This is a genomic window from Microbacterium sp. IO18 (assembly GCF_049099505.1).
GTDB lineage: Bacteria > Actinomycetota > Actinomycetes > Actinomycetales > Microbacteriaceae > Microbacterium > Microbacterium aurugineum.
Window position 1 is genome coordinate 1,631,449 of record NZ_JBMJAF010000001.1, and the last position, 23,916, is coordinate 1,655,364.

The following is a 23,916-nucleotide window of genomic DNA, read 5'->3' on the forward strand; positions in this document are numbered from 1 at the left end:
CAGAATCCACGAAGCCGAGCTCGAGGAGAGGGCACAGTGAACGGACGAAGCGTCTCCGCGGCTGCTACGGAGGCGGCTGAAGAATGCGGGTGTGCACCCACGCCCGCCGAACGCGGCTCATTCTGGAAGCTGAGTATTACTCGACGTGGCGCTTTCGGACTCGGCGCCCTCGGCGTCGCTGCATTCGCTGCCTTCGGTATCGGCTCCGGCGTCTCAGCCGCGTACGCTGCGTCGTACCCGAGCTGGGACGATGTCCAACGCGCCAAGAACAACGAAGCTGCCAAGGCTGCCGAGATCACCCGGATCGAAGGGCTGATCCAGTCCTTGACGCAGAAGGTCGCTGAGACTCAGGCGGCCGCCGATACAGCCTCCGACGAGTTCTACGCAGCACAACAGGAATACTTCGCTGCGATCACGGAAGCCGAGAGCCTGCAGGCGCAGGCCGACGAACAATCAGCGATTGCCGAAACCTCTGCGCGAAGGGCCGGTCAAGTTGCGGCACAGCTGTACCGCAACGGTGGAGACGATTCAGCACTGCAACTGTTCTTCTCCGGTTCCGCGGCCAACGCCGATGAGCTCCTGTCCCGGCTGGGCACCATGGACAAGCTACTCGAGTACAACCGATCGGTCTACGATGACGCAATCTCGGCGCGCAACACCGCCCAATCGCTGACCGATCAGGCGAAGGTCGCCCGCGACGAACGGGACCGACTACAGCAGGTCGCAGAGCAGAAGATGATTGCCGCACAAGAAGCGGCCGACGCCGCGCAAGCCGCTCTCGACGAGCAAGCCGCGAACCTCGAGACGATGCAGGCGCAGCTCGCCGCGCTGAAAGACACCACCACGCAGACTGTCGCTGGCTACCAGGCGGGTGTAGCCGCACGCGAGGCCGAAGAGCGAGCCCGTCGCGAACGCGAAGCCGCCGAAGCCGCAGCCAACGGAGGCGGCAACGGTGGCGGCGGAGGCTCCGCCGGGAGCGGCGGTTGGGTTCGTCCCCACGGGGGCGGCCGGAGTTCAAGCTACGGCCCGCGGACCCCCATCTGCGGATCGCAGGGCTGCTCCTCGAGCTACCACTACGGCGCGGACATGGCCAACGGCTGCGGAGCGGCGATCTACGCCGCCAACTCCGGAACAGTGGACTACGCCGGCGCCAACGGCAACTACGGCAATTACGTCCGCATCCAACACGGCGGGGGCGTCAGCACCGGTTACGCCCACATCAAACCCGGTGGCATCGCCGTTGGCCGGGGGCAGTGGGTCAATTCCGGCCAGGTCATCGCCTACGCGGGTGACACCGGCCGATCCTTCGGGTGCCATCTGCATTTCGAGGTCTATATCAACGGTGGTTACACCAACCCCGTCCGATTCATGGAAGATCGCGGCGTCTACATCTAAGGCTCCGACACGGGATCACGAACTGGCGCCGTCGACATGAGCAGTTGGGTAGAGAGGACTGCTCCAGTCGGCACTCGCGACGTCCCTGCTAGGGATCTCAGAGAGGAAGGATGACGCTGCCCATCACCGCCGTCAGCCGCGACATGATGTCGGTCCACAGCCCGGTCACCATCAGGATGCCGAGGACGATCAGCAGTATGCCGCCGCAAACGTTCACCACCCGGATATGACGTCGGAGAAACTCGACCGTCTTTGCCGCCCAACCGAACCCGAGTGCGACCAGCAGGAACGGGATGCCGAGGCCAAGCGAATACACGAGGCCAAGGAAGCCGGCCCGGACAGGGTCGCCGGCGTTGAACGAGAGCGCGATGATCGCGGCAAGCGTCGGACCCATGCACGGCGCCCAGCCGATACCGAGTGCCACTCCAAGTAGCGGTGCCCCTACGATCCCGGCCCGGGAGCCGACGTGGAAGCGGACCTCCCGCTGGGCGAAACTGAACAACCCGAGGAAGACGAACCCCATCAGGATGACGACGACTCCGAGGATGCGCGTGACCACGTCGCCCCAGCGTAGGAAGAACACGCCGGCCGTGCCGCCCAGCGCAGTGATGAGAACGAAGACGACACTGAAACCGAGGATGAACAGCAGCACGCCAAGCACGAGCTGACGGCGCTCAGGCGCGACTGCGTTCGTCGCGCCACCCTTCGAGCCCGGCGCGACCGCCCCACCAAGGAAGCCGAGGTAGCCGGGGACCAGCGGGAGCACGCAGGGCGACAGGAACGATACGAGACCGGCGAGCATCGCGATGGGGGCTGCGAGCCAGAGCGCACCGGACCCGATGATGGCGTCGGCGTTCATGGTGTCTCTGCCAGAGCGTCTTTGACGAGCGTCGAGAGGATCGAGGTGCCGTCGATGGGTCCGATGATGCGCGCGGCGACACGGCCCTGTCTGTCAAGCACGAGAGTCGTCGGTGTCGCCTGGATTGGCACAACCTTGGAGAAAGCGAGTTTCGCCTCGGCCGTGTTCACGTCGATCAGGCTCGGGTAGGTGATGCCGAACTCGTCAGAGAAAGCCTGGGCAGTGTCGGCCTGGTCGCGGGTATTGATGCCGATGAAAGCTACATCCTCGCCGCCGTATTCCTGCCAGACGCCTTCGAGATCCTTCGCCTCGATGCGGCACGGCGCGCACCCGGCGTACCAGAAATTGACCACCGTGACCTTGCCGGCGTTGTCCGCACTGTCGAAATCATCACCAGTTTCAGTAATGCCGCTGAAGTCGACCGGTTCGCTCCGCTCGGCGATCGGGATCTCGACGATCGCGCCGTCGGCGGCCACATACCCGGTGTTCTCACCCTTGAGGAAGGAATCGCTGACGGGATCCGGCGCACACCCGCTCAGACCGATCGCGAACACCGCAGCGAGCATGACTCCGACCGCACCACGAACGGTACGAAAGCGTGGGTCTCGAGGCACATTCGCACTGTACGCAGATCCCCTATGCGTCCGCCGAACCACGCCACCGCACTGTCGAAATCGCTTGCCGCTTCCGACGCTTCTCCAGAGCTAGTTGATGTGTAGGCGACCTCGGCGTTGCTGACACAGGTGTCGATCCCGGAAGACCGTGTGACAACATCCGCGAGAATCCGCCACCTTTCATGAGAACAGCGACAGGTTTCGTGAGAATGCGACAGGTTTCGTGAGAAACGACAATAGTGGCTGTCCGATCTCACGAAAGTTGTCGGTTGGTGGGCCGCTACTCCCCTCTGCCACGCAAGACGGCGCGCCTAGGCATCGTCAGCGCCGATTCCAGCCGTGCCCCCAACGCTGCCTCCGTCACTTGGGAGCAGAGCGGAAGTGATTGGCCCATTTGGAGCGCTGGCGTGTACATCGAGCGCGGCGACGTACCGCGGTGTGAAATCGCCATCCACGTCGCTGTCATCCCACTCGAATAGCCGTACGCGCAGCGTGTTCGAGAGTCTGCCCATCAGCACGGACAGCGGAAAGGGGCATCTCAGCAGCAGGTCGACCGCCGCGTTGCCATGCCGAGCGGAAAGCTGACGTACGAGTGCCATCGCCTCTGCGGCGATGCTGCCTGCATCGGCCGGGTCGATGAGGCCTCCATTCGCGTACGCAATCGTGGCGCTCGCGACGTACTCGCCGACGTGGTCGTCGAGGAATCGCAGCGGCGCAGCGTCGCTCCGGGTAGGTAGCAGGTCGACGTACGCGACGACTCGCGGACGGCCCCCGACCGTGGACTCAGCATCCACCGCGTCGAAGGTGAGCTGAGGCACTGCGGGCACGGCGGCCTCGGTCGTGCTCGCCCATTCGGCGTCGCGCTGGTCGATGACCGTGATGCTGCCGACGCGTGACGACGGTAGCGCGGCTCCGAGCGCGAACCCGACCGAAAAGTGTCCGCCGCCGGAGATTCGGACATTCCGCGCCCCGGTCGTGACGACTGCGTCCGGAAGAAGCGTGAGGGCTCGCCGCAGGTCGTCGAGACCCTCTGCGCAGGGGAGGCGCTCGTGGGATGAGCGTCGGACCCGCACGTCGAGCTGCGCGCCCGTACGGTCGTATACCTGCCCGATATTGCGGGTTTGAACCGTGAGCTCGAAGTACCCGTTCGCCTCCACGATTGCACGGTGCTGTGCCATGCGGTGCGCGACGGCCGCTCGGACAATCTCGAAGAGCCCGTCATCGGTTACGGGGTTTTGGTTGATCCCTTCCAGTTCGCGACGCACGCGTTCGAGGAGCCTGTCTGGTGCGCTGTAGTCGACCTTGCCCGGTGAGCGCTCAATGGCGTTCGCGACCAGCAGTTGGAATCGATTGTCGCCGCGATTTAGCCTGATGAGTGCGGGCGCCTCAATGGACTTCACAACGGGGCTGTTTGCGATGTCGGGCGTGATGACCACTACGCCGCCGGACAACCTGTCGGCCAGTGCTTGCTCCAGACGGTCCGCGGTATCGCCGGGCGGGAGGTCGTCGACGTCCCGCCACACGGGGATCCCCGCCGCGCGCAGCAACCATCCGAGCGAGGAGACGGTCTTCGTTCCGTCTGACTGTCGGTACGAAAGGAACAGGGGACCTCGGACGTCGATGTCGTCGTCATTGACAGGAATGTTCATGATGCCTCGGTTAACTGGTCGTGTCGGTTTGATGTGCAGGTAGAGGAAGGTCACCGGTTGGAATCATGCGGCAGGGCACGATGCGGGTGCCGCGCGCCATAGACATGTCCAGCGCATAGGTTGTGCCGCGGTGGCGAGCAACCAGCAGCAGTACTGAGCGACGCATCGCCAGAGACGTCGTGCGAGTAGTGAGGAGGTCTGTGCGGCTTGCCGGCACGTCGGCGGGATGGGAATGCCAGTCGCCGATATAGCCGAGACGCGCGTCGGCTCGACGTGCGTCGCGAACCGCACGCTGAGTGACGCCGCGCGGGAGGATGAACTGGGCAGGGCCTCGTCCTGGCGAATCGAACGTCCGGACTTCGGTCACCCAGGGGGAGTCGCCTGCTGTCACGCCAATCAGGATGCCGCCGGTTTCGAGAGGGTGAGAGTGGGCGGCGCTAACCCGCAGCCGTTCCAGGGCCGATTCCGACACGTACACGATCGGCTCCGCGATCATGGCGCCGCCGTAGGGAATCTGTGTTCACCGACGACATCGAACGGTGCTTCGTCGAGGGGGCGGAGTATGGTCACTGCATCTGCGGTGCGCCCAGCCCGGCCGAGCAGGAGGTCGAGGCAGGCCAGCGTTGTTTCGGACGCAGCACGCAGGACGCTTGCCGGAGCCGCATTGTGCACAAGCGCAGTGCAGCCGAGCTCGAGGAACCCGAACGCTTCTGATTCGTCGCCAGGCGGGATGGGTGGAAACTCAGGCGCGGTCCGCTGCATGAGCGGCACATCTTCATCCGTCTGGCGTTGAACGCGGAAAGCGTCGCCGCCGCGTGCGAGAGACGCGCTGATGAGCGGCACGTTCGTCTCATCGCAGGCCGAAGCGATAGCCAGTGTGGCGGCGAAGACCCCTGTGCAGTCAACGACGAGGTCGACGTCGCGCAATAAAGGAACAATGTCGTCCGGCCGAAGCGGAACGTCCTCGTGCATTGTCGGCCTGCACCAGGGCGCGACGTCCTCGATGTAGAGGCTCGTGAACCCTGCTTTCGAGTGCCCGACGGAGTGGGAAAGCAGGATGTGGCGCACCAAGTTGGTGGAGCGCATGCTGTCGTTGTCGTGGAGACGGAGACGTCCGACGCCACTAGTTGCCAACGTGCGCGCAACCTGGCTGCCGAGCGCTCCGACGCCAGCGATGAGGACACGCTTGCCGCGCAACTGAGGAGCGTCGGGTCCCGCACGACGGAGGCGGCTCTCGGTATCCGAGGGGGAGGTGGGATTGGCGAACGCCGCCAGCGTGCCCTCCGCGCCGGTGAAGGTGAGCACGAGCGCCTCGTACTGGTCATACTTTGGCCAAGCTAGGACCGCGAAGTCGTAGCCGCCGCTCGGTTGATTCTCTCTCGCGTCACGTCGCCGCTGGAGACCGTTGTCGAGGTTGCTGCGCTGCCGAGGTGTCAATGCGGCTCGGAAGTCGTCAAGCGAGCGCGGGGTCTCGAGCGCGGCGTCTCGGAAGAAGACCGGCCCTGAGAGCAGGTAGTTCTCGGCGGGCCGCCGGCTGAGTGTCAGCACCCCGTCGGCACGTCCATGGACCACATGGGTCTTTCCGTTGCGTGGCGTGTCGAACAGTGTCGGGATATCCAGTTCGGCAGCGAGGGAGGCGCGCCCGGGGAACATCACCCACGCATCGAGAGCGCGGTCTTCCGGTCGAAAGTCTTGGGCCGCGCTCGCTGCCCAAGCTCCCAGTCGCTCCAAGTACACGCCCCAGGTTTGCGCAACGACCTGCGCCGGGTCATCGTCGGCCCAAAGGCAGATGTATCCCGTGTCGGGCATGACATGGTCAGACACGAACCCGGGAACATGGCCGCGTACCGCTAGCGCCGGCCACCCGTCCGGGAAGGACAGCCGCATCTCAGTGAGGTCGGTCAGCGGGCGAAGCGCCTCCGGCAATGGGCCCACCCATCGTGCCTGATGCGTCCCAGGCACTGGGCTGAACCCGGCCATAACCAGTTCCGCACAGAAGGCCTCAAACGCGGGTTGGCTGTATACGAAGGGCGGTCTCATCGCAGCGCGAAACCGCGAGCGCGTGTCGGCCCGTTGGCGCTCACGGCGGCTACTGCCGGCACGGGCACACCACTCCCGCTGCAGCCGTCAGGAAGCGGGAACACCTGACCGCGGTCGTTCGTGCCGAGGATGTTCCGCCAGGTCTTCGCTGCCGCGCACGGAGTCGCTCGAAGTGCCTCCTCTGCATCAGCCGCGAGCGCACCGAACGTCCGGCTCGCATGCAGGCAGTCAGAAGTCTCGAGTGCAGGCTTGAGCGGCGTGCGGAGAATCGGATCTAGGAGCCCGTCGCCCGCCGCCGTCAAAAAGATGCGGGATACCTCGTAAAGCGAGGACGCGAACAGCTCGGCCCATGAATCGCCGGTCACACGTCCGTTCTGCCACGCCTCGTACACAGCTACCTCGACATAGAGTCCGCCTGGCTTGGCTTCGCCAAGATGCACATGGCGAACCTGTCGCAACAGCCTCACGATCGGCTTGTATGCGTTCCGACCGTTGACGACGGGGCTCTTGTCGCTCGTCGACAGCGCCTGCGAGGCCTCACCGAAAGCAACAGGGTTCGTTCGAACCCAGCGATCGGCTTCGTTCTGCCACGTCGAGCGGTCACGATTGGGGATAGCCCAGTCTCTGCCCCACGGAACAGCCGGTACAGCGTCCACGCTGAACGCGAGGTCAGCCTGCGCATTCGGGGAGGCGAAATCGACCTTCAGGCTGCGCGGCTGCGGGGTCACCCGACCGCCGTCGTCGACATGTCCGTACTCGGCCAGGAGGACCCTGGACACTTCGTCGTAGACGACTGCAGGGTCGAAGGCGATGCCCAGGTTGAGGAACCGAAGGAAGATGTCCACGTCCTTGCCGGGGTATCGGGCAGTCTGGCGACCATAGGACCCAATGAGAAGCGGTGTTATGTCCCAGCTCTTCAGCGTGGCGTCTGCTTCAAGAAGCTCACGCACCTCGGTGTGCGCGGCGATGGCGCGCCGTTCTTTGTCGTCACTGATAGTGACGTTGCTGACGGCAGTGGTGAACTGCGTCGGAAGGGTTTCCATTCGGGTCTCCTCGGGTCGGGAAGAGGACGTGCACGCTTCAATGTACGACCTGCATCAGACATCAGCGCCGATGCGCGTGCAATCGACTCTCCAGTCGGCGTCGTGCATCCGTCTCGCGGCGCGTGCGGCGGTCATTCTCGGCGGGGCCCGTGGATTCACCGTTGACCAGACAGTGCATGAAATGCTTCGTGAGAATCCGACAAACCACGTGAGGACGAGCAGGTGTGTCCGACCACACGACAGTGGTCACGAAACGAGACGCGAGAGCCGCGAATGACGCGGTAGCTGTGAGTTGCGGCGGGGGCGTTTGTCTAACGAAGTTGTCAGAATCTGCGCAACGCGGATTCCCCACTTCCGGACGCTAGCCGACGGCGATGGCGCGATTCACGAGATGGATGAAGACCTCGATGTTCACGAAGTAGTTCGGGTAAGCCTGTTGCAATTTGCTCGCGTCATCGACGGATACAAGCACGACGTCCCGGAACGGGTTGCTCCGAGTGCGCGTTTCCAGGTCGGCGTACGCATTGGTCGCCGCCTCGTCGTCGGAGTACCCGACCATCTCGAGCGTTCCATCATCCAAGTCAAGGTCGAGGAGGATGTACTTCCCGTCCTCGGCGGTAGATCTCTGGATGACTTGCTTGAAGCTAGCTAAACGCGCTGTCACCTCGTGCACTGCATCGATATCTTCCAAGCGTTGTCGGCGCTCTTCTCGCGCCGTAGGGGTCCCTGGCACGAGAGGCATTCCTTCGAGCTCGGCGATCTCCGAGCTCATCAACGCGAAGAACTCCCGCCACCAGTTCTCGCCGGTCCCGAACTTCAAGTTTTGGCCGGAGAACAGGTCGACGGTCTCGACTGCCGTCGCCCAAAAATGCTGCAGCCGAGTTCGCAGCTGGATCTCGATCCGGTAGGAGTCCCAGGGTGTTGGTTGACGCGTGCCGTACGCGTATGCAATGTGAACCGAACGATACCCGTCGTCCTTCGGCATCGATAAATAGTCGTCGTGCTGCTTCAAAACGTGGTTGCCCGGTCTGCTCAACAGCAGTTTCTCGACCGCACGGACCTGGTCGACGTCCGCGAGCACGGCGCGCACTCCACCGAGGTCTTGCATCGTGTCGAGTTGGCTGTTCTCGAAGCGAGCGAGCTTTCGTTCGATCGACGGGAGGCGCTTCAGCCTCTGCGCGACTAGAGCGTCTCCATCGCCTCTGGTGTAGTTCCGTACCCGCACCTGCCAAGTGTTCATCGGATACTGGTGTGCAGAGCGCCACGCTTTTGCGAGTTCTCGGGCTTCCGACTTTTGCTCGACGGACGCACTAGGTGACCGAAGAACCTCGCCCGCGCGACGCACTGATTTCTTGGAACCTGTGTATTGGGGCCACTCTCTGGTCATGGGTGAACTGTATTCCGTGAACTGCGCTCGAACGAAGCAACAGTCGTCCTACGAATGAACCCGTCGACCACGAGGTTCCTGTCTCTATAGCGAAGCAGCAGCTGCGCGCAGCCCTCGGCAACGAGCACGACCCACCCAGACAGCGGGTGAGCCAGTCCCCGCTGCTGTTGCCGATGGCGTGCAACTGCGCGTGGCGGCTATCGCCTCCTCCGCGACCGTCATACTCCATGCGAGGAGAGACTCGCGCCTGAGCCACGATGCTCCTAGGCTCGCGCTATGGCCACCTCGGAGCCCCCCATTTGTCACACCAAGACGGCCGAACACCAAGCCCGTCCGACAACGCAACCTCACGCAGAGATGTCTGATCGTGAATAGGCGCTCTCATCAGCGCACTGCACTGCTTGCGCTCGATGTCGATGGCACAATCTCCAGGATCTACCGCGAGGAAGAGCGCGCGCTGCATCAGAACGATGAAGGCTGGCGTTCCTGGATGACGGTCGACGATGACCTGGTGGACGCACTTGACGACCTCGCCCAGCGACCCGGCGTGCAGGTCGCCTGGCTGACGACGTGGCCGCGTGATCAGGTCGGCTGGTTGATCCGCGAGCCGTTGCGAGGCAAGCTCATCGGCCCGTACGTGCCTTGGCAGAACTGGCCCAAGCGTGGATGGCGGACGGCGAGCCTGATCTCGCACATTCGGCAGACGAGCCCGAACGCAGTCGTGTGGGCAGACGATCAAGCTCCCGAGGACGCTGAGCAACGGCTAACCGCAATGACGGAGGTCCCATCGCTGGTCGTCCGCCCCGACAAGTTCGTGGGCGTCACCCTTGACGATATTGGGCGAATTGATCAGTTTCTAGCCGAGCAGCTCGGACTCTGAACACCCGCCGGGCACTGCGGGCTTCATTCGGCGGCTTCCTCAGCCTTGGCACGAGCGTGAGAAGCGCAGAGTGCCCACACCCACATTCGGATCGTGTAGGTCCTCGCCGGCGCCCCGCATTCTTCGCAGGTCGTCGTGCTCTCCCACTCAGCGGCGAGGATGGCTTCGCTGAACTCGTTGTTGTAGTCGTAGACGTCTTCGGATGCCCGAGCGTAAAAGCTCAGAGAGCCGAACTTTGATTTGACCTGCTGAACGACGTAGCCCGGAGCGATCGCCGCGAGCTTTCTGTCAAGCCGGTCGAGAAGCGGGTACCAGCCGGAACTCACATCGATGAGCTGAGGCCAGCCAGGTTCGATACGAGCAATGATCCGCCGAAGCCCCGGCGGAGCGTTCTCAGTCATATCGTCCCCTCCTGATCGACGTTCTACGCTCTAGACGACTCGAACGGGCTAGTGGTGGCTCACGGGTACCTCGGCTCGATGGGAGCCTACGTACCTTCGTTCGTTTCGTCAGCCACCTCCAGCGGCTCCGCAAGCAGGACCAGTGTGGAATGCTTCGAACCGTTACGGGCAACTAGGGACGCTCGGGACTGTTGCCGCAGTCGAGAATGCTCACGGAACGCGCGCCCTACGCGCAGACTGCGCATCACGGCCCTGTCGAAGCTAATCATTCCTCGACGACGCCACTCGATAGCGGCGTGACCTCGAAATCCCGTGACCACCCGTCGGCGCTCCATGAACTCGAGTTCTGGGAAAGGACCCGGCAATCCACCGGTGTCGGGCAGCAGGTGGGTGAAGAGTTCGGCGAACGTCGGACCGAGGCCCGTGCGGCGTCGAGTCTGCGCGATGAAGATGGCGGCAGCCAGTGCCCATTCCTCCGCGGTGTCATCGCCGGTGAACTCTTCGAACATGTACACCCATTCTGTAGGCGGCGGACTCGTGATGTCCTGCCACCAGATCGGGAACGCCTCACACATGACGCACACCATCACATTTCGCGGTCGCATGCACGGGCCGATCCCGCGGCGCGACCGCCAGTCACCGGGATGGGCAGCACACGTGCAGGGAGTAGCGGAGCAATCCGACGAAGATGATGATTGTTTCGTATGGCCTCCCAAATTATGCCATACCGATTAGGCCAAACATGAGCGCCCGGATCTAGACGCTTGGAAGGTGCGCCAGCGGAACGACGACTTGGAAGCAGATTGGGCTGCGTTCGCGCAGCGCTTCGCCACTTCCCTTCGCACTGCTCGCCACAAAGCCAATCTGAGCCAGGAAGACGTGGCCTACCGCGCCGGGCTGACCCGGTACACGTATCAGAAGTACGAGAAGGGCGAATCACGCCCCGGCCACTCGGCTAACCCGACGTTGCGAACTCTCCTGGCTCTCACCCAGGTGCTCGGCATCACCTTGACCGATCTGGTCCCGGGGAACGCTCCCGATCTTCGAAGTCGCTGAGCGCTGTTCAGTCCCCTGCGTGACCCACGGTGCATCGTCAGCCCAGCCGGGAACGATGCGCCGGGATACGACCCGAGATGCAGGTGCCGCACGCACAGCACGCTCCACGATGTCCGCTCTTCTGCCGGAGCGCGTGACGTGGCGCAGGAGAACCGCTTTCTCACGGTAGGACGCTTCCGCGACCCCCTTCTCAAATGGCGTTTTCGATACCGTCGCCCCGCTCGATTTCGGCATTCGGATCGCGGTGTACATCGCGGCGCGGTGAACCGCTACGACCGTGGCTGCGGTCGATTCCAGTTCCGCCGTCCGGCTTCCACCTCCAATGCCTACGACGAGCCCGATAAGCCCTTCGACCTGCTGGGAGTCGCTCTCGGCGAGTGCAAACAAGCTGAGCGTGACGTCAGGGTGCGTTAGCGTCACGAGCAGGTCAACTGCCGGCGCATACGAGCACGAGGCTCGGAGCCAGCGCGCGTCAGGTCGCTCTTGCCAGCTGTCGATGATCAAGCGCAGGGCAAGGTCGTATTCGCCCGTGTGCATCGTCACCCCGCGTCTCCAAAGGATTCCTGAAATCGACTGTTCGGCGCGATGGCACGCCGACGGGGTGGACAGGAGTTCATCTTCACCGAGGAAGTGCCATCGACGGTGGCGAATGCAAAACCCACCTCCCCTACTGAACACCTCAGTCGGGTTTCCGTCGCTGCATACCAAGCACGCGGAGCGAGCGCGATCAACAACTTCGCACGTGGCGCAGCGTCGAAGCATCCACCGAACGTGGTGGCAGCGCCGATACAGACGGAAGCGTGCGCGCTCCTTGGCGAAGTATCCGGGAGGCAGCGCACCGATTGCCTCAGTCGCAGATGTGAATCGAGCGTTGGTCGAGCTCGACCTGTTGGCACCAACCGTCCGCTCCAAATAGTGGGTGAGCGCGCTGAGATCGAGCGAGTTGGCGACGGCCAACCTAGCTAGGAAACCGGTAGGCGTCTCCCCGGGCAGCGGAATCACACGACAGGGAAAAGTTCGCATGCCTACCTCGACCTCAGTTCCACACGATGGTTCAGCACATGCGCCCTGATCGCCTTGACCCTCGGAAGCATGCGCCTGGCAGCGGGCGTAAGCACGCAGCCGCCTTGCGTAGCGACCGCGGACCTGCCGATCCAGAGTTCCCGTCCCTGAATCCTCAGGCTGTCGAAGATGCCGTCCACGGCGCGATGCCCTAGAGAGTGCGCGGCGACTACGCGATCGAACAGCATTGCCAGTGCGTACCCACCGAGACCCTGCGACATCAGAACGTTCGCGAGACGAGCGTCAGTGAGCCGCGCAGTGAGCGCGATTCGCCGCGGAAATTGAGGAATCTCGTCATCCAGAAGTTCAGCTGCGCACCCACCTTCGAGATTTCGCAGTCGCAGCAACTCCGCGGCCGCATCAACTTCGGGTGACCGATACGGCACACCTCGAAGAGTGAGAGTTCCATTCAGCAGGCGTTGCGCGAGCAGGTGCTTGTGCCTCCCCGGCAGGGGAATATCTCGACCGCTTCCGTGCCACCTCCGGTGTCGCACGCAGACCGGACCGTGCATACGCGCGACTGTGACCTGATCGCCTCCGGCGCACCGTCTGCAGAGAGCCACAGCTGCCGGAATCATGCGACAACTCGGGCATTCGACTTGACGCGTGGCGCCACCATGTTCACAGGCGCGACCGCCGGCTTCGCGGAACAATGCACCATCCGGAAGCCCACCTAACGCCTCGATCTTCCAGAGGGCGCTTCTCGGTGTCACCCGAATTGGGAGGGTTCGATCCTCGCGTCGCAACGCCAACCAGAGGTCCTTTTCGCCGATTGCATTTGCGGCGCAAAGCCGCGCCCAGTAGCTCGCCGCCGTTTCCCCCGGATACAGGCGAACGGAAATCGGAAGCCCGAGACGCGAGGTCATGCCGCACTCGCAGGCGTTCGCGATCGTCGCGGCTTGCTTGTGTGGAGCGTTGCGGCCGTCTGACGGCGGGCAAGGTCGCGTTCGAATGCGGCCGCATCGAGCTTCTCGGTTCCGTCGTCCATCGCGCTCAGGGCAGCGAACTGCAAGAGGTCCTTGAGCAGTCCGATCTCCCCGCCCGTCAGCGCGTGCAGTGTCGGCGCCGCGGACAGAATCGATCCTGGCCGTTGCTCTGCTAGACACAGTGAGCTCTCCATGGCGAGAAGCAGATCACCCCAGCGAGCCTTCTCCGCGGTCGAGATCAAAGGAAATGGTAAGGCCACGTGCACTTCGAATCGCTTCCCGATCTGCCCACCACGTGAGCCGTCGAGAAGTCCGGTCCCCTCAACTGCGATTCCGGCGTAGACGAACGTGCCTCCACATCGCTCAGAAAGCTGCTTGAGCATGTCGGATGCCTCGACGTTCTGCCGGTACTTCAGATCGAGGTGATGCACGTCATCGACCAAGACGAGTTCGGTGGAGCATCTGCGCAGGGCGTTCGAGACCGCTTCCAGCAGGTCCCCGTAGGTCATCCTGCCGAGAACCGGGAGACCAAGGAATCGGGCGAACTCATGCATCAGAGCTTTGGCTGAGCACTGGGCGGGTACCGCGACATACACGACTGGGAGCATGCCCGGCCCCGCAGCCGGGTGGCCGGTGTCTCGCCGCCTGCGTTCGTGTGCTCTACCGATCTCGACTAGCGAAGTGGTCTTGCCCTGGCCTGGCTCCCCCGAGAGGATCAGGCCTAGCTTCCCGACTCGTCGGTAGGCGTTGAGCATGACGCGATCCCGAACGGCTCGCTGGAAGGCTTCGAACTGCGGTGTCCGCACGAAGGCGCCTGCCTGCGAGTATTGAGCTCGTCCCTGGTTGTATAACGCGCGGTCCCCGAAGCTCATGGCCCGAAGCTCCTCGGATGTGACCGGCGCCGGGCGCTCATACGCGGTGTCAACGTGCTCGCGCCAGCCTTCCTTGGTCGCGATCTCGATCATTCGTCGATCCTCCGCCGCACCTCGTCGAGCCTGTCTCCGATGAGAGGGAAGCCACCGCTGTTAGGCCATTCCTCGGTAGAGGTGGTCTCGATGGACGAGTTGTCACCGTCAGCAGGTCGTTTCTCGTCCTCGATGCTCTTCACACTGGTGAAGTTCATCGGATCTTCAGCGATCGCTGCCAATCGAGCGCGCTCTCGCCCGCTTCGCTTCTGACCGTTGCTTCGAGGGGCTGGATTCCCTTGACCGGCGAACGCCTTGATCGCCATCGCAAGCTCGCGACGTTCAGCATCGAGCTCAGCGACATCACCGGAGCGCGACGTGCGGGCGTACCGCCAGACATCACCCAGCATCGGGAGTTCATGGACCTGATTGGACCATCTCAGAGGGATGAACTCGCCGTCCCGCTCGAGCCAGACGACGTGCAGATTGTAGGGGTCTACGCGGATCGGCCATCGGCCGTTCCGCGCTTTGTCAGGAGACTTGCGCCTCCACAGGCCTTTGAGCCGCTCGGAGTTGTAGACGCGGTTATCGATGCGCACGCCGTAGCGGTTCAGAACTCGGTAGTCCACAGGTAGCAGCGCGATGTAGTCGTCTCGCGTCAGCGGTACGTGGAGTTCGGGCACGTAAGCACGGAACGCGCGACACATCTCGTTCGGCGACAACTTGATACGCGGATGCAACGGGTCCCGCAGTCCGTCATGCGGACGATTCTGCCACTCGACCGCGATCCAGTCCTCTAGGAGCTCCTGGGCCTGTGCGATCGTCAGTAATTCGTCGGATTCCGTGTCTGTGTCGCGACCGCGATGTTCGACGCTGCGGCCGACATATCCCTTCACGTGCTGCAGCAGCATTGAGTTGATTGCCCCGAACGCTCGCTCTACGTGCGGTTTGTCCGTTGGTGTGTGCGGCGCCGAGGTGATCAGCGAGATATTCAAGGTTTCACACGCAGCGCGGAAATGCCGCGACAAATAGTTTCGTCCGCGGTCGGTGGTGATCGTGTCGGGAAACACATACGGCTGCGCGAGACGCAATCGCTCAAATCGCTCCTGATCGATCAGTTGATCGTCAGCCCATGCCGTCGAAATCAGCTGTCGGGTCTCGCGAACCCCTTCCATACGCCGGCCATAGGGCACCAGGGCCCGTGCAAGGACAGCCACCAGGTCGACGCTCTTCGTCCCTTCGGGGCGCAGCATCGCGGCAAGAATCGAGCGAGTTGCGACGTCAAGGAGAATCGTCAGTTCGGGCCGGCCGACGGTTTCGTCATCGATCCGCAACATGACATCGATCCGCGTGGAGTCCATCTCGACCAGTTCGCCGGGACGCAGTGCGGTGCGAGTGCCGAATGTGCCGTCGGGTTGAAGCGCAAGCGACTCGCGAGTCTTGGCCGAACCGAAGGTGAATTGCCCGTGCTCGTCTGCTTCGAGAAGTCGGAAGAACGTCGCTCGGCTCGGCAGCTTCACCGCATCGCCGTGGAGACGTTCGACGCGCCTCATGATTTGTTCGATCGCTGTAGTTCGACTCACAGTCGAGGCGCGGCTCTTTCCTCCGAGTACGTGGTTGATGGCCTCGACGAGGCGTGGATCCCATGTGCTCTTGCGTGGGGAGCCTTTGCCTGCAGTGGTCGTCCCCTGCTCTCGGAACGCTTTAAGCCGACGCTCCACGGCGCGCGTGGAGACAGTTCTACTTAGGCGCACCTCCAGCCACTCGCGCTCTGCTTCAACAGCCTTCCCGACCCCGATCTCTTCTCGGGTCGCCTCGATGCGTATGCACGATTGCAGCCACGGATCCATGTCCGGCGTGATGTCCTGCACCTGCAGAGAAAGGTTCAGCAGACCTGAAGTGTCGCTAGGCACCGGTGTTGCATCATGTCGAAGCTCGTCGAGAGCGACTTCGACCTCACTTCCGTCCTCATCTCGGAGCATCGCCGAATCCTTCTCAATAAACAAGACCGAGAACTTGCGTTGACGCCACGTGAGCGACCCGCCAACTACAACGCGCATCACACGCTCCTTTGCCACACGATCGTTCTGATGTTGAGGGCTTGATCGAGATCTGCCTCGAGCGCCCCTGACCAGAGGTGCGCGTAGCAGTGTGCGAAGCCCTCGGATCCGACACCGAGCAGCGCAGCTACCTCAGCCAGGGGTAGCCCATCTTCTGGGAGCATTGGCAGTTCTTCGCTGCTCGCCCAGTCTCGGAACGGGCCCAGGAATCGGAGGTTGGCCTCGCGGACTACCGATTCCGCGTCATAGACGACATACCGCCAGCCGCGCTCAGCGGCGAACACCGCTGTCATGTCGAACTGTCTTCTGACGTCGTCCTTGATCTGAGTCGCCGGCTTGACGTCCATCAGCACGGCGTGCCCGTCGTCCAGACGCACGAAGTAGTCCGGGCAGTGCTCGCGCGGGCCGTCGGGCGTGGTCCATCGGATCCACATGGGCTGGCTGGCGATCGCAACCACGCCCGGGGTGCGGTCCAATTCGATGAGGCAGCCCCGCTCCGTCAGCGACTCGAATCCGACAGACGCGCCAAGCGCTCCCATCCAGTGGTAGCCGTCGTAATGCCGCTTGAGCCGCCAACTGGGAAAGTTCCGAACGGGATCGCCTCGTTCGAAGGGCACGCTGTCGCAGTCGACGGCGTCAAGTTCTAATTGCACGCCATCGAGACGGTACTCAACGCGAGCTCGCGTCCGGTTCGCTTCAGTGGTGGGAGGAACAGGCCACTGCTGAGTCAGGTCCATAGGGATCCAATCGACATCGACGGATACTTCCTATTCGGCAGTCAGCCTCTCTCCTGGGGAGCGGTACTGGCCTATGTCCTGAGCCCTGACAAAGATGCCCCAACTGGGGATCTGCTCACGGGCAGACTATGTCCGGCACCCAACGAGGCTGGTCGACACGCCGCTCTTCCGACACGTCTAGTGAGACTCCGACACTTTCGTGAGACTCTCCGACAGCCTTCGTGAGACTCCGACACTTTTCGTGAGATCGGACAGCCTCTGTGCTGAAACCCGAAGATTCCGTGACCAAACCGTTGCATTCGTTATCTCGCCGTTATACAGTGATCACACGGTGAATGTTTGCTGTGGCACTCACCGCATGTGATTGCAGGACACTCTTGGTGCAAGGGACAAGGGCCGGTCGGGAGCCTCTCCGACCGGCCCTTTACTGTTCCCACTATTCTGTGAGGATGACCGACCGCAAGCTCGCCATCGAAGCCTGGGAGAGCCTGTTCCGCGCACAGCATGAGGTGTTCACCGCGATGCTGGCCGACTTTGAAGAAAACCACCTCGCACAAGCGGAGTACGACGTGCTTCTGACCGTCACCCGCTCCCCCGACATGACCGCACGGCTGCGCGACATCACCTCGAACATGCTGATCAGTCAGCCGAGCGTCTCTCGTCTGGTCGACCGGATGGTCACCCGTGGTCTCGTGGCGAAGTGCTCGGATCCCGACGACGGTCGCGGCGCCCTGATCCGCGCCACGGACGAAGGGGCCAGGGCGTTCCGCGCACTCGCGACCGTGCACGGACGCTCGATCGCCGAGCGCATGTCGCGCCTCGACGACGATGAGCTGCGCACTCTGCGCGACCTCGCCGAGAAGCTCCGCTCCCGCTGACCTGCGCCTGTGGGCGCCGAGAACGACCTCCGCCTTTTCTGGCAGGGTGGGTTGCATACGCCTGCGCATTCGGCGGGCACGTCAGACCGCCCCCTCGGGGGGAACCAGGGAGGTCATTCATGGAGATCGCCGGAATCGTCGGCATCCTCGTCATCGTGGGCATCGGCGTCGTCATCGCCGTCGTCCTGCTGCTGATCCTGTTGCTGTTCGCACGCAGCTGGATCAAGGTCGCCCGAGCCGACGAAGCCCTCGTCATCTCGGGGCGCAAGCAGAAGATCCAACGCGCAGTCATCGCCGCAGACGGCACGACCAGTTCGGAACTGGCGGAGTCGCCGGTCACCGTGATCGTGAACGGCAAGTCGCTCGTCAACCCGATCACGCAGCGCCACGAGATCATCTCTCTGCGCTCCCGTCAGGTCTCCCTCAACGCCGAGGCGCAGTCGCTCGACAGTGTGACGCTGAACGTCGACGGCGTCGCGATCGTGAAGATCGGCTCCGACCCGCTCTACGTGCGCCGCGCTGCCGAGCGTTTCGCATCGCAGGACAAGGCCATCGAGCAGTTCACCACCGAACAGCTCGAAGGTGCGCTCCGTGGCATCGTCGCGACCCTGTCGGTCGTCGAGCTCATGCGCGAGCGCAAGAAGTTCTCCGATCAGATCGCCGCCGATGTCTCGCAGGAACTCGCCGAGCAGGGACTGATCCTGGACTCGTTCCAGATCAAGGGCATCACCGACAAGGTCGGCTACATCCAGTCGCTGGGTGCCCCCGAGATCCAGGCGAAGCGTCAGGCCGCCGAGATCTCGCAGACGAACGCCGACCGCGCGATCAACCAGAAGAACATCGCGAACCAGGAAGCCAACCTGATCGAGCAGACCGCGCTCGACACCAACACCGCCAACGCCGACTCCGGCATCGGACGTGCACGTGCCGAAGCAGAGCAGGCAGAGGCTCTCGCACGCGCTCAGGCGGAGCAGGCCGTTCTGCAGCAGCAGGCCGAGAACAAGCAGGCTCAGCTCGACGCCGACGTCAAGCGCGTTGCCGACGCCCAGCGGTACGAGGCGGAGACCCGCGCTCAAGCCGAGCTCTACACCCGCGAACGCGCGGCCGAGGCCGCCGCGATCGAGCAGGTCAAGCAGGCCGAAGCCCGCACCCGTATCGCCGAGCAGCAGGCGCAGGCTGACAAGGCTCGTGCCGAGGGTGAAGCAGCCGCCGCCATCGCGAAGGCGAGCGGTGAGGCGAACGCCCTCCGCGCCCAGGCCGAAGCCGAAGCGGAAGCCCGCCGCCTGCGTGCCAGCGCCGAAGCCGATGCCATCCGCGCCGAGGGTGACGCGCGTGCCGGCGCCCTCGAGGCCGAGGCCAAGGCCATCGCCTCGAACCAGGACGCCTTCCTCTCGCAGCGCGTGCTCGACGTTCTGCCCTCGATCATGGCCGAGTTCTCGAAGGGCTACGCGGCGATCGGCAACGTGTCGATCATCGGCAGCTCCGGCGAGGACGGCGCATCGAACGTGGTCGGCGCCGACAACGCCAAGGCCCTCCGCTCGGTGTTCGACAGCGTCCACTCGGCCACCGGCCTCGATCTCGCGGGCATCATCCAGGGCCAGGCGGTCGGCCGTGGTTTCGGCGCCGGTGTCGCCGAGGCCACGCCTCCGACGCCGTCCCCCGCGCGTGCGTCGACGCCCTCCACGGCGTCACCCGCCACGGAGCCTGCTCCCGCCGCGGAGTAGCACCCACGCAACACGAAGCGGATGCCGCGGCCGATCGGGTCGCGGCATCCGTTTTTCGCTTCCGGCATCCCGTTCGCCCGTTCACAATTCAGGAAGAACGAGGTGGTCGGAGCCGGTGAGGGCCGCTCGGGGCCGGCAGGGCGCGTTTCTCCTGAGTTGTGAACGGCTCCGGCCGCTGACCCGACGCGGCAGACTGGACGGATGATGCCCGCCGCCTTCGATCTCGACGCGATCGGCGCGGGCCTGTCGTTCGCGGGCGCCCTCGACGAGCTCTCCGCGGCCCTCGACGCCGGTGGCTCGGTGGTCGTGACCGCACCGCCGGGCACAGGCAAGACCACGCTCGTGCCGCCGCTCGTCGCCTCGCGGTGCACCGGTCGCGTGATCGTGACCCAGCCTCGCCGCGTCGCCGCCCGTGCCGCAGCTCGACGACTCGCCCACCTCGACGGCTCGCCGCTCGGCTCGCGTGTGGGGTTCACGGTCCGCGGCGAGCGCTCCGCGGTTCCCACGACGCAGATCGAGTTCGTCACCGCCGGCGTGCTCCTGCGGCGGATGCTCGACGATCCGGGCCTCGACGGCGTGGACGCCGTGATCCTCGACGAGGTGCACGAGCGCGCGCTCGAGACCGATCTCCTGATCGGCCTGCTCTCCGAGGTGCGTGAGCTGAGGGAGGACCTCGTGCTCGTCGCCATGTCCGCCACCCTCGACGCCGAGCGGATCGCATCGGTCCTCGGCAGCGAGTCGGCCGCGGCCCCGATCGTGGACCACGATGTGCCCGCCTTCCCCCTCACGGAGCGCTGGGCCCCGAGCCCCGTACCGCGCCTCGACGAGCGTGGGGTCACCTCGGGTTTCCTGGACCACGTCGCGCGCGTCACGACGTCTGCGGCCCTGACGCAGATCGCGGAGGATCCGGAGGCCGACGTCCTCGTCTTCGCACCGGGCGCCCGGGAGGTGTCGGAGATCGCCCGTCGCATCCGGGAGTCGAGCGAGACCTTCGATGTGCGGGAGTTGCACGGACGCATCCCGCCGGTCGAGCAGGACGCGGTGATCCGAGGTCGTACGTCGAAAGACCGTCCGCGCATCATCGTCACGACCTCGCTCGCGGAGTCCTCGCTCACGGTCCCGGGCGTACGCCTGGTCGTGGACACCTGCTTGTCGCGGCATCCGCTGCGTGACGCCTCCCGAGGAATGACGGGTCTGGTCACGACCGCAGCATCCCGGTCGTCGTGCGTGCAACGAGCGGGACGCGCCACCCGCCAGGCTCCCGGCACCGTGCTCCGCTGCGTCGACGAGCGGAGCTACGCGGCGGCTCCCGCGCGCCCGGTACCCGAGATCGCGGTCATCGACCTCGCCGATGCGGCCCTGCTGCTCGCGTGCTGGGGATCCCCCGGTGGCGCCGGGCTGCGGATGATCGACCCGCTGCCCGCAGAGAACCTCGCCGATGCCCTCACGGTCCTCCGCGGTCTCGGCGCGATCGATGACGAGGGTCGTGCCACCGCGGAAGGTCGCGCCCTCGCCCGCGTTCCGACCGATCCCCGACTCGCCCGCGCGCTCCGCGACGGCAGTCCGGCAGTCGGCAGACGCCTCGCCGCGGAGGTCGTCGCGCTGTTGGGCGGCGATCTGCGAGTCGCCGATGCCGACGTCGCACAGGCCCTCATCTCCTTGCGGGGCGGACGCACGCCGGATGCCCGCCGATGGCGCGATGACGTCGATCGCCTCGAACGCCTGGCCCCACCGGCACTACACGCCTCTGCGGATCTCGACGGCGTCGGGCTCGTGATCGCCCTGGCCTTTCCCGAGCGGATCGCCCGCCGCGTCGAGCGCACCGCGGCCGGAGCGACGTTCCTGCTCGCATCCGGGACGCGAGCAGGAGTGACGGGCCCGCTCGCGGCGGTCGAATGGCTCGCCGTCGCCGACGTCGCCCGCGCCTCCGGGCGCGCGGCAGCCGGGTCCGGAGCGGTCATCCGCGCGGCAGCGGCGCTCACGGAGTCACAGATGGAGCAGGCCGCCGACCACCTCCTGACGGACCGCGTCGAGGCCGAGTTCAGCGGAGGCCGTGTCCAGGCCCGACGCGAACGGCGGCTCGGGGCGATCCTGCGCACGTCGGTCCCGGTCCGGGCCTCCGCGCAGGAGGGGCGGGATGCTGTCCGCCGCACCCTGCGCCGCGACGGACTGGGCATGTTCGCGTGGTCCGACGGCGCGGAGGCGCTGCGCCGTCGACTGGCGCTGCTGCGGCGCGAGCTCGGCGACCCCTGGCCGGATGTCTCGGACGCGGGCCTGGTCGACACCCTCGACGCCTGGCTGGCACCCGAACTCGATGCGCTGGCGTCCGGCACCCCGGTGGGACGACTCGACCTGCTGTCCGCCCTTCGCCGCCTGCTGCCGTGGCCGGAGGCGGTGCGCCTGGACGAACTCGCCCCGGAGCGCCTCGAGGTGCCCAGCGGATCCCGCGTCCGCATCACCTACCCGGAACCCGACGGCGACACGTCGGCACGGCCCGTCGTCGCGGTCAAGCTCCAGGAGTGCTTCGGGTGGGCGGAGACTCCTCGGCTGGTCGATGGGCGCGTGCCGGTGCTGTTCCACCTGCTGTCCCCCGCCGGGCGCCCGCTCGCGGTGACCGACGACCTGGCCTCGTTCTGGTCCGGTCCGTACGCACAGGTCCGCGCCGAGATGCGGGGGCGCTACCCGCGGCACCCCTGGCCAGAGGACCCGTGGGCCGCCACGCCGACCAAGCACACCAAGAACCGCGCCGCGCGTTGAGCAGCGGAACGGACCGAGACTTCAGCGTGTACGCCGCCGCAGCGTGAGCGCCGCGAGCACCAGGGCACCGACGGCGAAGGCGACGACGATCAGCAAGGGACCGAACACGTCCCAGCCCTCGTCCCCCGCGGCCACGGCATTGATCGTGTCGATCGCGTAGCTCAGCGGCAGCCAGTCCGAGATCGCGTACAGCACGTCGGGCATCTGGTCGCGGGGCATGAAGAGCCCCCCGAGGATGATCTGCGGGAACACCAGCAACGGCATGAACTGCACCGCCTGGAACTCCGTCTGCGCGAACGCACTCGCGAGCAGGCCGAGCGCGGTGCCGAGCAGTGCGTCGACCACCGCGACCAGGCCCAGCTGCCACAGCGGCCCGTCGACGTCGAGCCCGCACACCCCGACCGCGAACGACACCGTGATCACCGCCTGGACCACCGCCATCGCTCCGAACGCCAGCGCGTAGCCGAGGATGAAGTCGGCCTTCTCGAGAGGCGTCGTCATCAACCGCTCGAGCGTGCCCGAGCGGCGCTCCCTCAAGGTCGTGATCGAGGTGATGAGGAACATCACGATGAACGGGAACAGCGCCAGGATGGCACCGCCGACCTGGTCGAAGACACCTTCCTGGTCGCTGAACAACCAGGCGAAGAGCCCCACGAGGAGGCTCGGCGCGATGAGCATCAGGGCGATCGACCTCGGATCATGCCGCAACTGCGTGAGGACGCGGCCTGCCGTGGCGAAGATCCGGCGGCCGTTCATTCCCCGACCTCCCCGTGCGTCCCGCGCGTATCTCGGCGCGACCTCCTGGTGTCTCCGAGGCCGGCCGCGCGGTCACGCTCGATCAGCGCGAGGAAGGCGGCCTCGGCGTCGGTCGTCCCGGTGTCTGCGAGGAGCGACGTCGGAGTCGTGTCGGCGATGATCCGCCCCTCCCGCATCAGCAGCAGCCGGTCGCAGCGCACGGCCTCATCCATCACATGGCTCGACACGATGAGTGTCACCCCGCGATCCGCGAGACGACGGAAGAGGGTCCACAGCTCAGCGCGCAGCACCGGATCGAGTCCCACCGTCGGCTCGTCGAGCACGACGAGCTCGGGCGCACCGATCAGCGCCACCGCGAGCGACACCCGCGTCGCCTGTCCTCCGCTCAGGGCGTCGACGAGCTGCCCCGCCTGCGGCCCGAGACCGACCTCCTCGATGACCCGATCGACGTCGCCCTTCGGGGCTTTCAGCAGCGAGGCGAAGGAGGTGAGATTCTGACGCACGCTGAGGTCGCCGTACACCGATGCGCCCTGCGTGCCGTAGGCGACCCGGTGCCGGAGCCCTCGCGAGCCGCCCGGCTCTCCGAGGACCCTGACGTCTCCGGAGGCGATCCTCTGCACGCCGACGATCGAGCGCATGAGAGTCGTCTTGCCGCACCCCGACGGCCCCAGCAGGCCGGTGATCTGCCCGCGCGGAATCGTGAGGTCGATCCCGTCGAAGACCTGGACGGCGCCGCGGTGCACACGCAGCTGCGAGATCTCGACAGCCGGGTTATTCATCATGTGAT

22 protein-coding genes are annotated in these 23,916 nt (G+C 65.0%); 6 read left to right on the forward strand and 16 right to left on the reverse strand.

The features are described from left to right. Positions 1-36: 36 nt before the first annotated feature. The gene (locus tag ACLF6J_RS07910) at positions 37-1,395 is read left to right on the forward strand and encodes a M23 family metallopeptidase (protein ID WP_134352969.1); all 1,359 of its coding nucleotides are present in this window, start codon (positions 37-39) and stop codon (positions 1,393-1,395) included. Between the two features lie 97 nt (positions 1,396-1,492). On the opposite strand, the gene ACLF6J_RS07915 is transcribed toward ACLF6J_RS07910, so the two are convergent. The 7 genes from ACLF6J_RS07915 to ACLF6J_RS07945 form a co-directional block, all read right to left on the reverse strand. Further along, positions 1,493-2,254 (reverse strand): cytochrome c biogenesis CcdA family protein, encoded by a 762-nt coding sequence (locus ACLF6J_RS07915; protein ID WP_127481844.1) that lies wholly within the window; start codon positions 2,252-2,254, stop codon positions 1,493-1,495. Continuing rightward, positions 2,251-2,820, reverse strand: a complete 570-nt coding sequence (locus tag ACLF6J_RS07920) for a TlpA family protein disulfide reductase (RefSeq protein ID WP_127481843.1) — start codon at positions 2,818-2,820, stop codon at positions 2,251-2,253. Before ACLF6J_RS07920 ends, ACLF6J_RS07915 begins: the two co-directional genes overlap by 4 nt. A 359-nt stretch (positions 2,821-3,179) precedes the next feature. Continuing rightward, positions 3,180-4,517 carry an SAVED domain-containing protein gene (locus ACLF6J_RS07925; RefSeq protein WP_127481842.1) on the reverse strand — a complete coding sequence of 446 codons (1,338 nt, stop codon included), beginning with the start codon at positions 4,515-4,517 and terminating at the stop codon, positions 3,180-3,182. Between the two features lie 10 nt (positions 4,518-4,527). Then, complete coding sequence (locus ACLF6J_RS07930; RefSeq protein ID WP_082682572.1) at positions 4,528-5,013, reverse strand: Mov34/MPN/PAD-1 family protein; 486 nt, start codon at positions 5,011-5,013, stop codon at positions 4,528-4,530. Continuing rightward, positions 5,010-6,326 (reverse strand): HesA/MoeB/ThiF family protein, encoded by a 1,317-nt coding sequence (locus tag ACLF6J_RS07935; protein ID WP_164743634.1) that lies wholly within the window; start codon positions 6,324-6,326, stop codon positions 5,010-5,012. The genes ACLF6J_RS07930 and ACLF6J_RS07935 overlap by 4 nt, the downstream gene beginning before the upstream one ends. Before the next feature lie 227 nt (positions 6,327-6,553). Beyond that, positions 6,554-7,600, reverse strand: coding sequence for a nucleotidyltransferase domain-containing protein (locus tag ACLF6J_RS07940; RefSeq protein WP_058631465.1), 1,047 nt, complete (start codon positions 7,598-7,600; stop codon positions 6,554-6,556). A 361-nt stretch (positions 7,601-7,961) separates the two neighbouring features. Beyond that, positions 7,962-8,987 carry a RelA/SpoT domain-containing protein gene (locus ACLF6J_RS07945; RefSeq protein ID WP_127481840.1) on the reverse strand — a complete coding sequence of 342 codons (1,026 nt, stop codon included), beginning with the start codon at positions 8,985-8,987 and terminating at the stop codon, positions 7,962-7,964. 367 nt (positions 8,988-9,354) lie between these two features. On the opposite strand from ACLF6J_RS07945, the gene ACLF6J_RS07950 reads away from it, so the two are divergent. After that, on the forward strand, positions 9,355-9,867 hold the full coding sequence (locus tag ACLF6J_RS07950; protein WP_127481839.1) for an HAD domain-containing protein: 513 nt from the start codon (positions 9,355-9,357) through the stop codon (positions 9,865-9,867). 23 nt (positions 9,868-9,890) lie between these two features. Here the strand turns inward: ACLF6J_RS07950 and ACLF6J_RS07955 are convergent, their stop codons facing one another. Both ACLF6J_RS07955 and ACLF6J_RS07960 read right to left on the reverse strand, forming a co-directional pair. After that, entirely contained in the window at positions 9,891-10,268 is a 378-nt protein-coding gene (locus tag ACLF6J_RS07955; protein ID WP_058631468.1) for a hypothetical protein, read from the reverse strand. Between the two features lie 86 nt (positions 10,269-10,354). After that, positions 10,355-10,777 carry a hypothetical protein gene (locus tag ACLF6J_RS07960; RefSeq protein ID WP_127481838.1) on the reverse strand — a complete coding sequence of 141 codons (423 nt, stop codon included), beginning with the start codon at positions 10,775-10,777 and terminating at the stop codon, positions 10,355-10,357. A 262-nt stretch (positions 10,778-11,039) separates the two neighbouring features. Here ACLF6J_RS07960 and ACLF6J_RS07965 point away from each other — a divergent pair, with 262 nt between their 5' ends. Then, positions 11,040-11,324, forward strand: a complete 285-nt coding sequence (locus ACLF6J_RS07965) for a helix-turn-helix domain-containing protein (protein ID WP_205802387.1) — start codon at positions 11,040-11,042, stop codon at positions 11,322-11,324. On the opposite strand, the gene ACLF6J_RS07970 is transcribed toward ACLF6J_RS07965, so the two are convergent. The 5 genes from ACLF6J_RS07970 to ACLF6J_RS07990 form a co-directional block, all read right to left on the reverse strand. Beyond that, positions 11,205-11,867 (reverse strand): hypothetical protein, encoded by a 663-nt coding sequence (locus tag ACLF6J_RS07970; protein ID WP_164743609.1) that lies wholly within the window; start codon positions 11,865-11,867, stop codon positions 11,205-11,207. The two genes, ACLF6J_RS07965 and ACLF6J_RS07970, sit on opposite strands and share 120 nt — an antisense overlap. A 482-nt stretch (positions 11,868-12,349) precedes the next feature. After that, the gene (locus ACLF6J_RS07975; protein WP_421076851.1) at positions 12,350-13,252 is read right to left on the reverse strand and encodes a TniQ family protein; all 903 of its coding nucleotides are present in this window, start codon (positions 13,250-13,252) and stop codon (positions 12,350-12,352) included. After that, positions 13,249-14,277, reverse strand: coding sequence for an ATP-binding protein (locus ACLF6J_RS07980; protein ID WP_058631472.1), 1,029 nt, complete (start codon positions 14,275-14,277; stop codon positions 13,249-13,251). Before ACLF6J_RS07980 ends, ACLF6J_RS07975 begins: the two co-directional genes overlap by 4 nt. Next, a complete protein-coding gene (locus tag ACLF6J_RS07985; RefSeq protein WP_082682575.1) occupies positions 14,274-16,277 on the reverse strand; it encodes a Mu transposase C-terminal domain-containing protein in 2,004 nt (667 codons plus the stop codon). The genes ACLF6J_RS07980 and ACLF6J_RS07985 overlap by 4 nt, the downstream gene beginning before the upstream one ends. Continuing rightward, positions 16,277-17,014, reverse strand: coding sequence for a TnsA-like heteromeric transposase endonuclease subunit (locus tag ACLF6J_RS07990; RefSeq protein ID WP_058631474.1), 738 nt, complete (start codon positions 17,012-17,014; stop codon positions 16,277-16,279). The genes ACLF6J_RS07985 and ACLF6J_RS07990 overlap by 1 nt, the downstream gene beginning before the upstream one ends. 449 nt (positions 17,015-17,463) lie before the next feature. On the opposite strand from ACLF6J_RS07990, the gene ACLF6J_RS07995 reads away from it, so the two are divergent. The 3 genes from ACLF6J_RS07995 (at position 17,464) to hrpB (ending at position 22,373) form a co-directional block, all read left to right on the forward strand. Beyond that, positions 17,464-17,892 carry a MarR family winged helix-turn-helix transcriptional regulator gene (locus ACLF6J_RS07995; protein ID WP_131494527.1) on the forward strand — a complete coding sequence of 143 codons (429 nt, stop codon included), beginning with the start codon at positions 17,464-17,466 and terminating at the stop codon, positions 17,890-17,892. 119 nt (positions 17,893-18,011) lie between these two features. Further along, positions 18,012-19,616, forward strand: a complete 1,605-nt coding sequence (locus ACLF6J_RS08000) for an SPFH domain-containing protein (protein WP_134352968.1) — start codon at positions 18,012-18,014, stop codon at positions 19,614-19,616. A 201-nt stretch (positions 19,617-19,817) separates the two neighbouring features. Beyond that, positions 19,818-22,373: an ATP-dependent helicase HrpB gene (hrpB, locus tag ACLF6J_RS08005; protein ID WP_134352967.1), complete on the forward strand. Its 2,556-nt coding sequence runs from the start codon at positions 19,818-19,820 to the stop codon at positions 22,371-22,373. 21 nt (positions 22,374-22,394) lie between these two features. On the opposite strand, the gene ACLF6J_RS08010 is transcribed toward hrpB, so the two are convergent. Next, on the reverse strand, positions 22,395-23,129 hold the full coding sequence (locus ACLF6J_RS08010; RefSeq protein ID WP_131494524.1) for an ABC transporter permease: 735 nt from the start codon (positions 23,127-23,129) through the stop codon (positions 22,395-22,397). Next, on the reverse strand, positions 23,126-23,911 hold the full coding sequence (locus ACLF6J_RS08015) for an ABC transporter ATP-binding protein (protein WP_208526512.1): 786 nt from the start codon (positions 23,909-23,911) through the stop codon (positions 23,126-23,128). The genes ACLF6J_RS08010 and ACLF6J_RS08015 overlap by 4 nt, the downstream gene beginning before the upstream one ends. Positions 23,912-23,916: the final 5 nt, after the last annotated feature.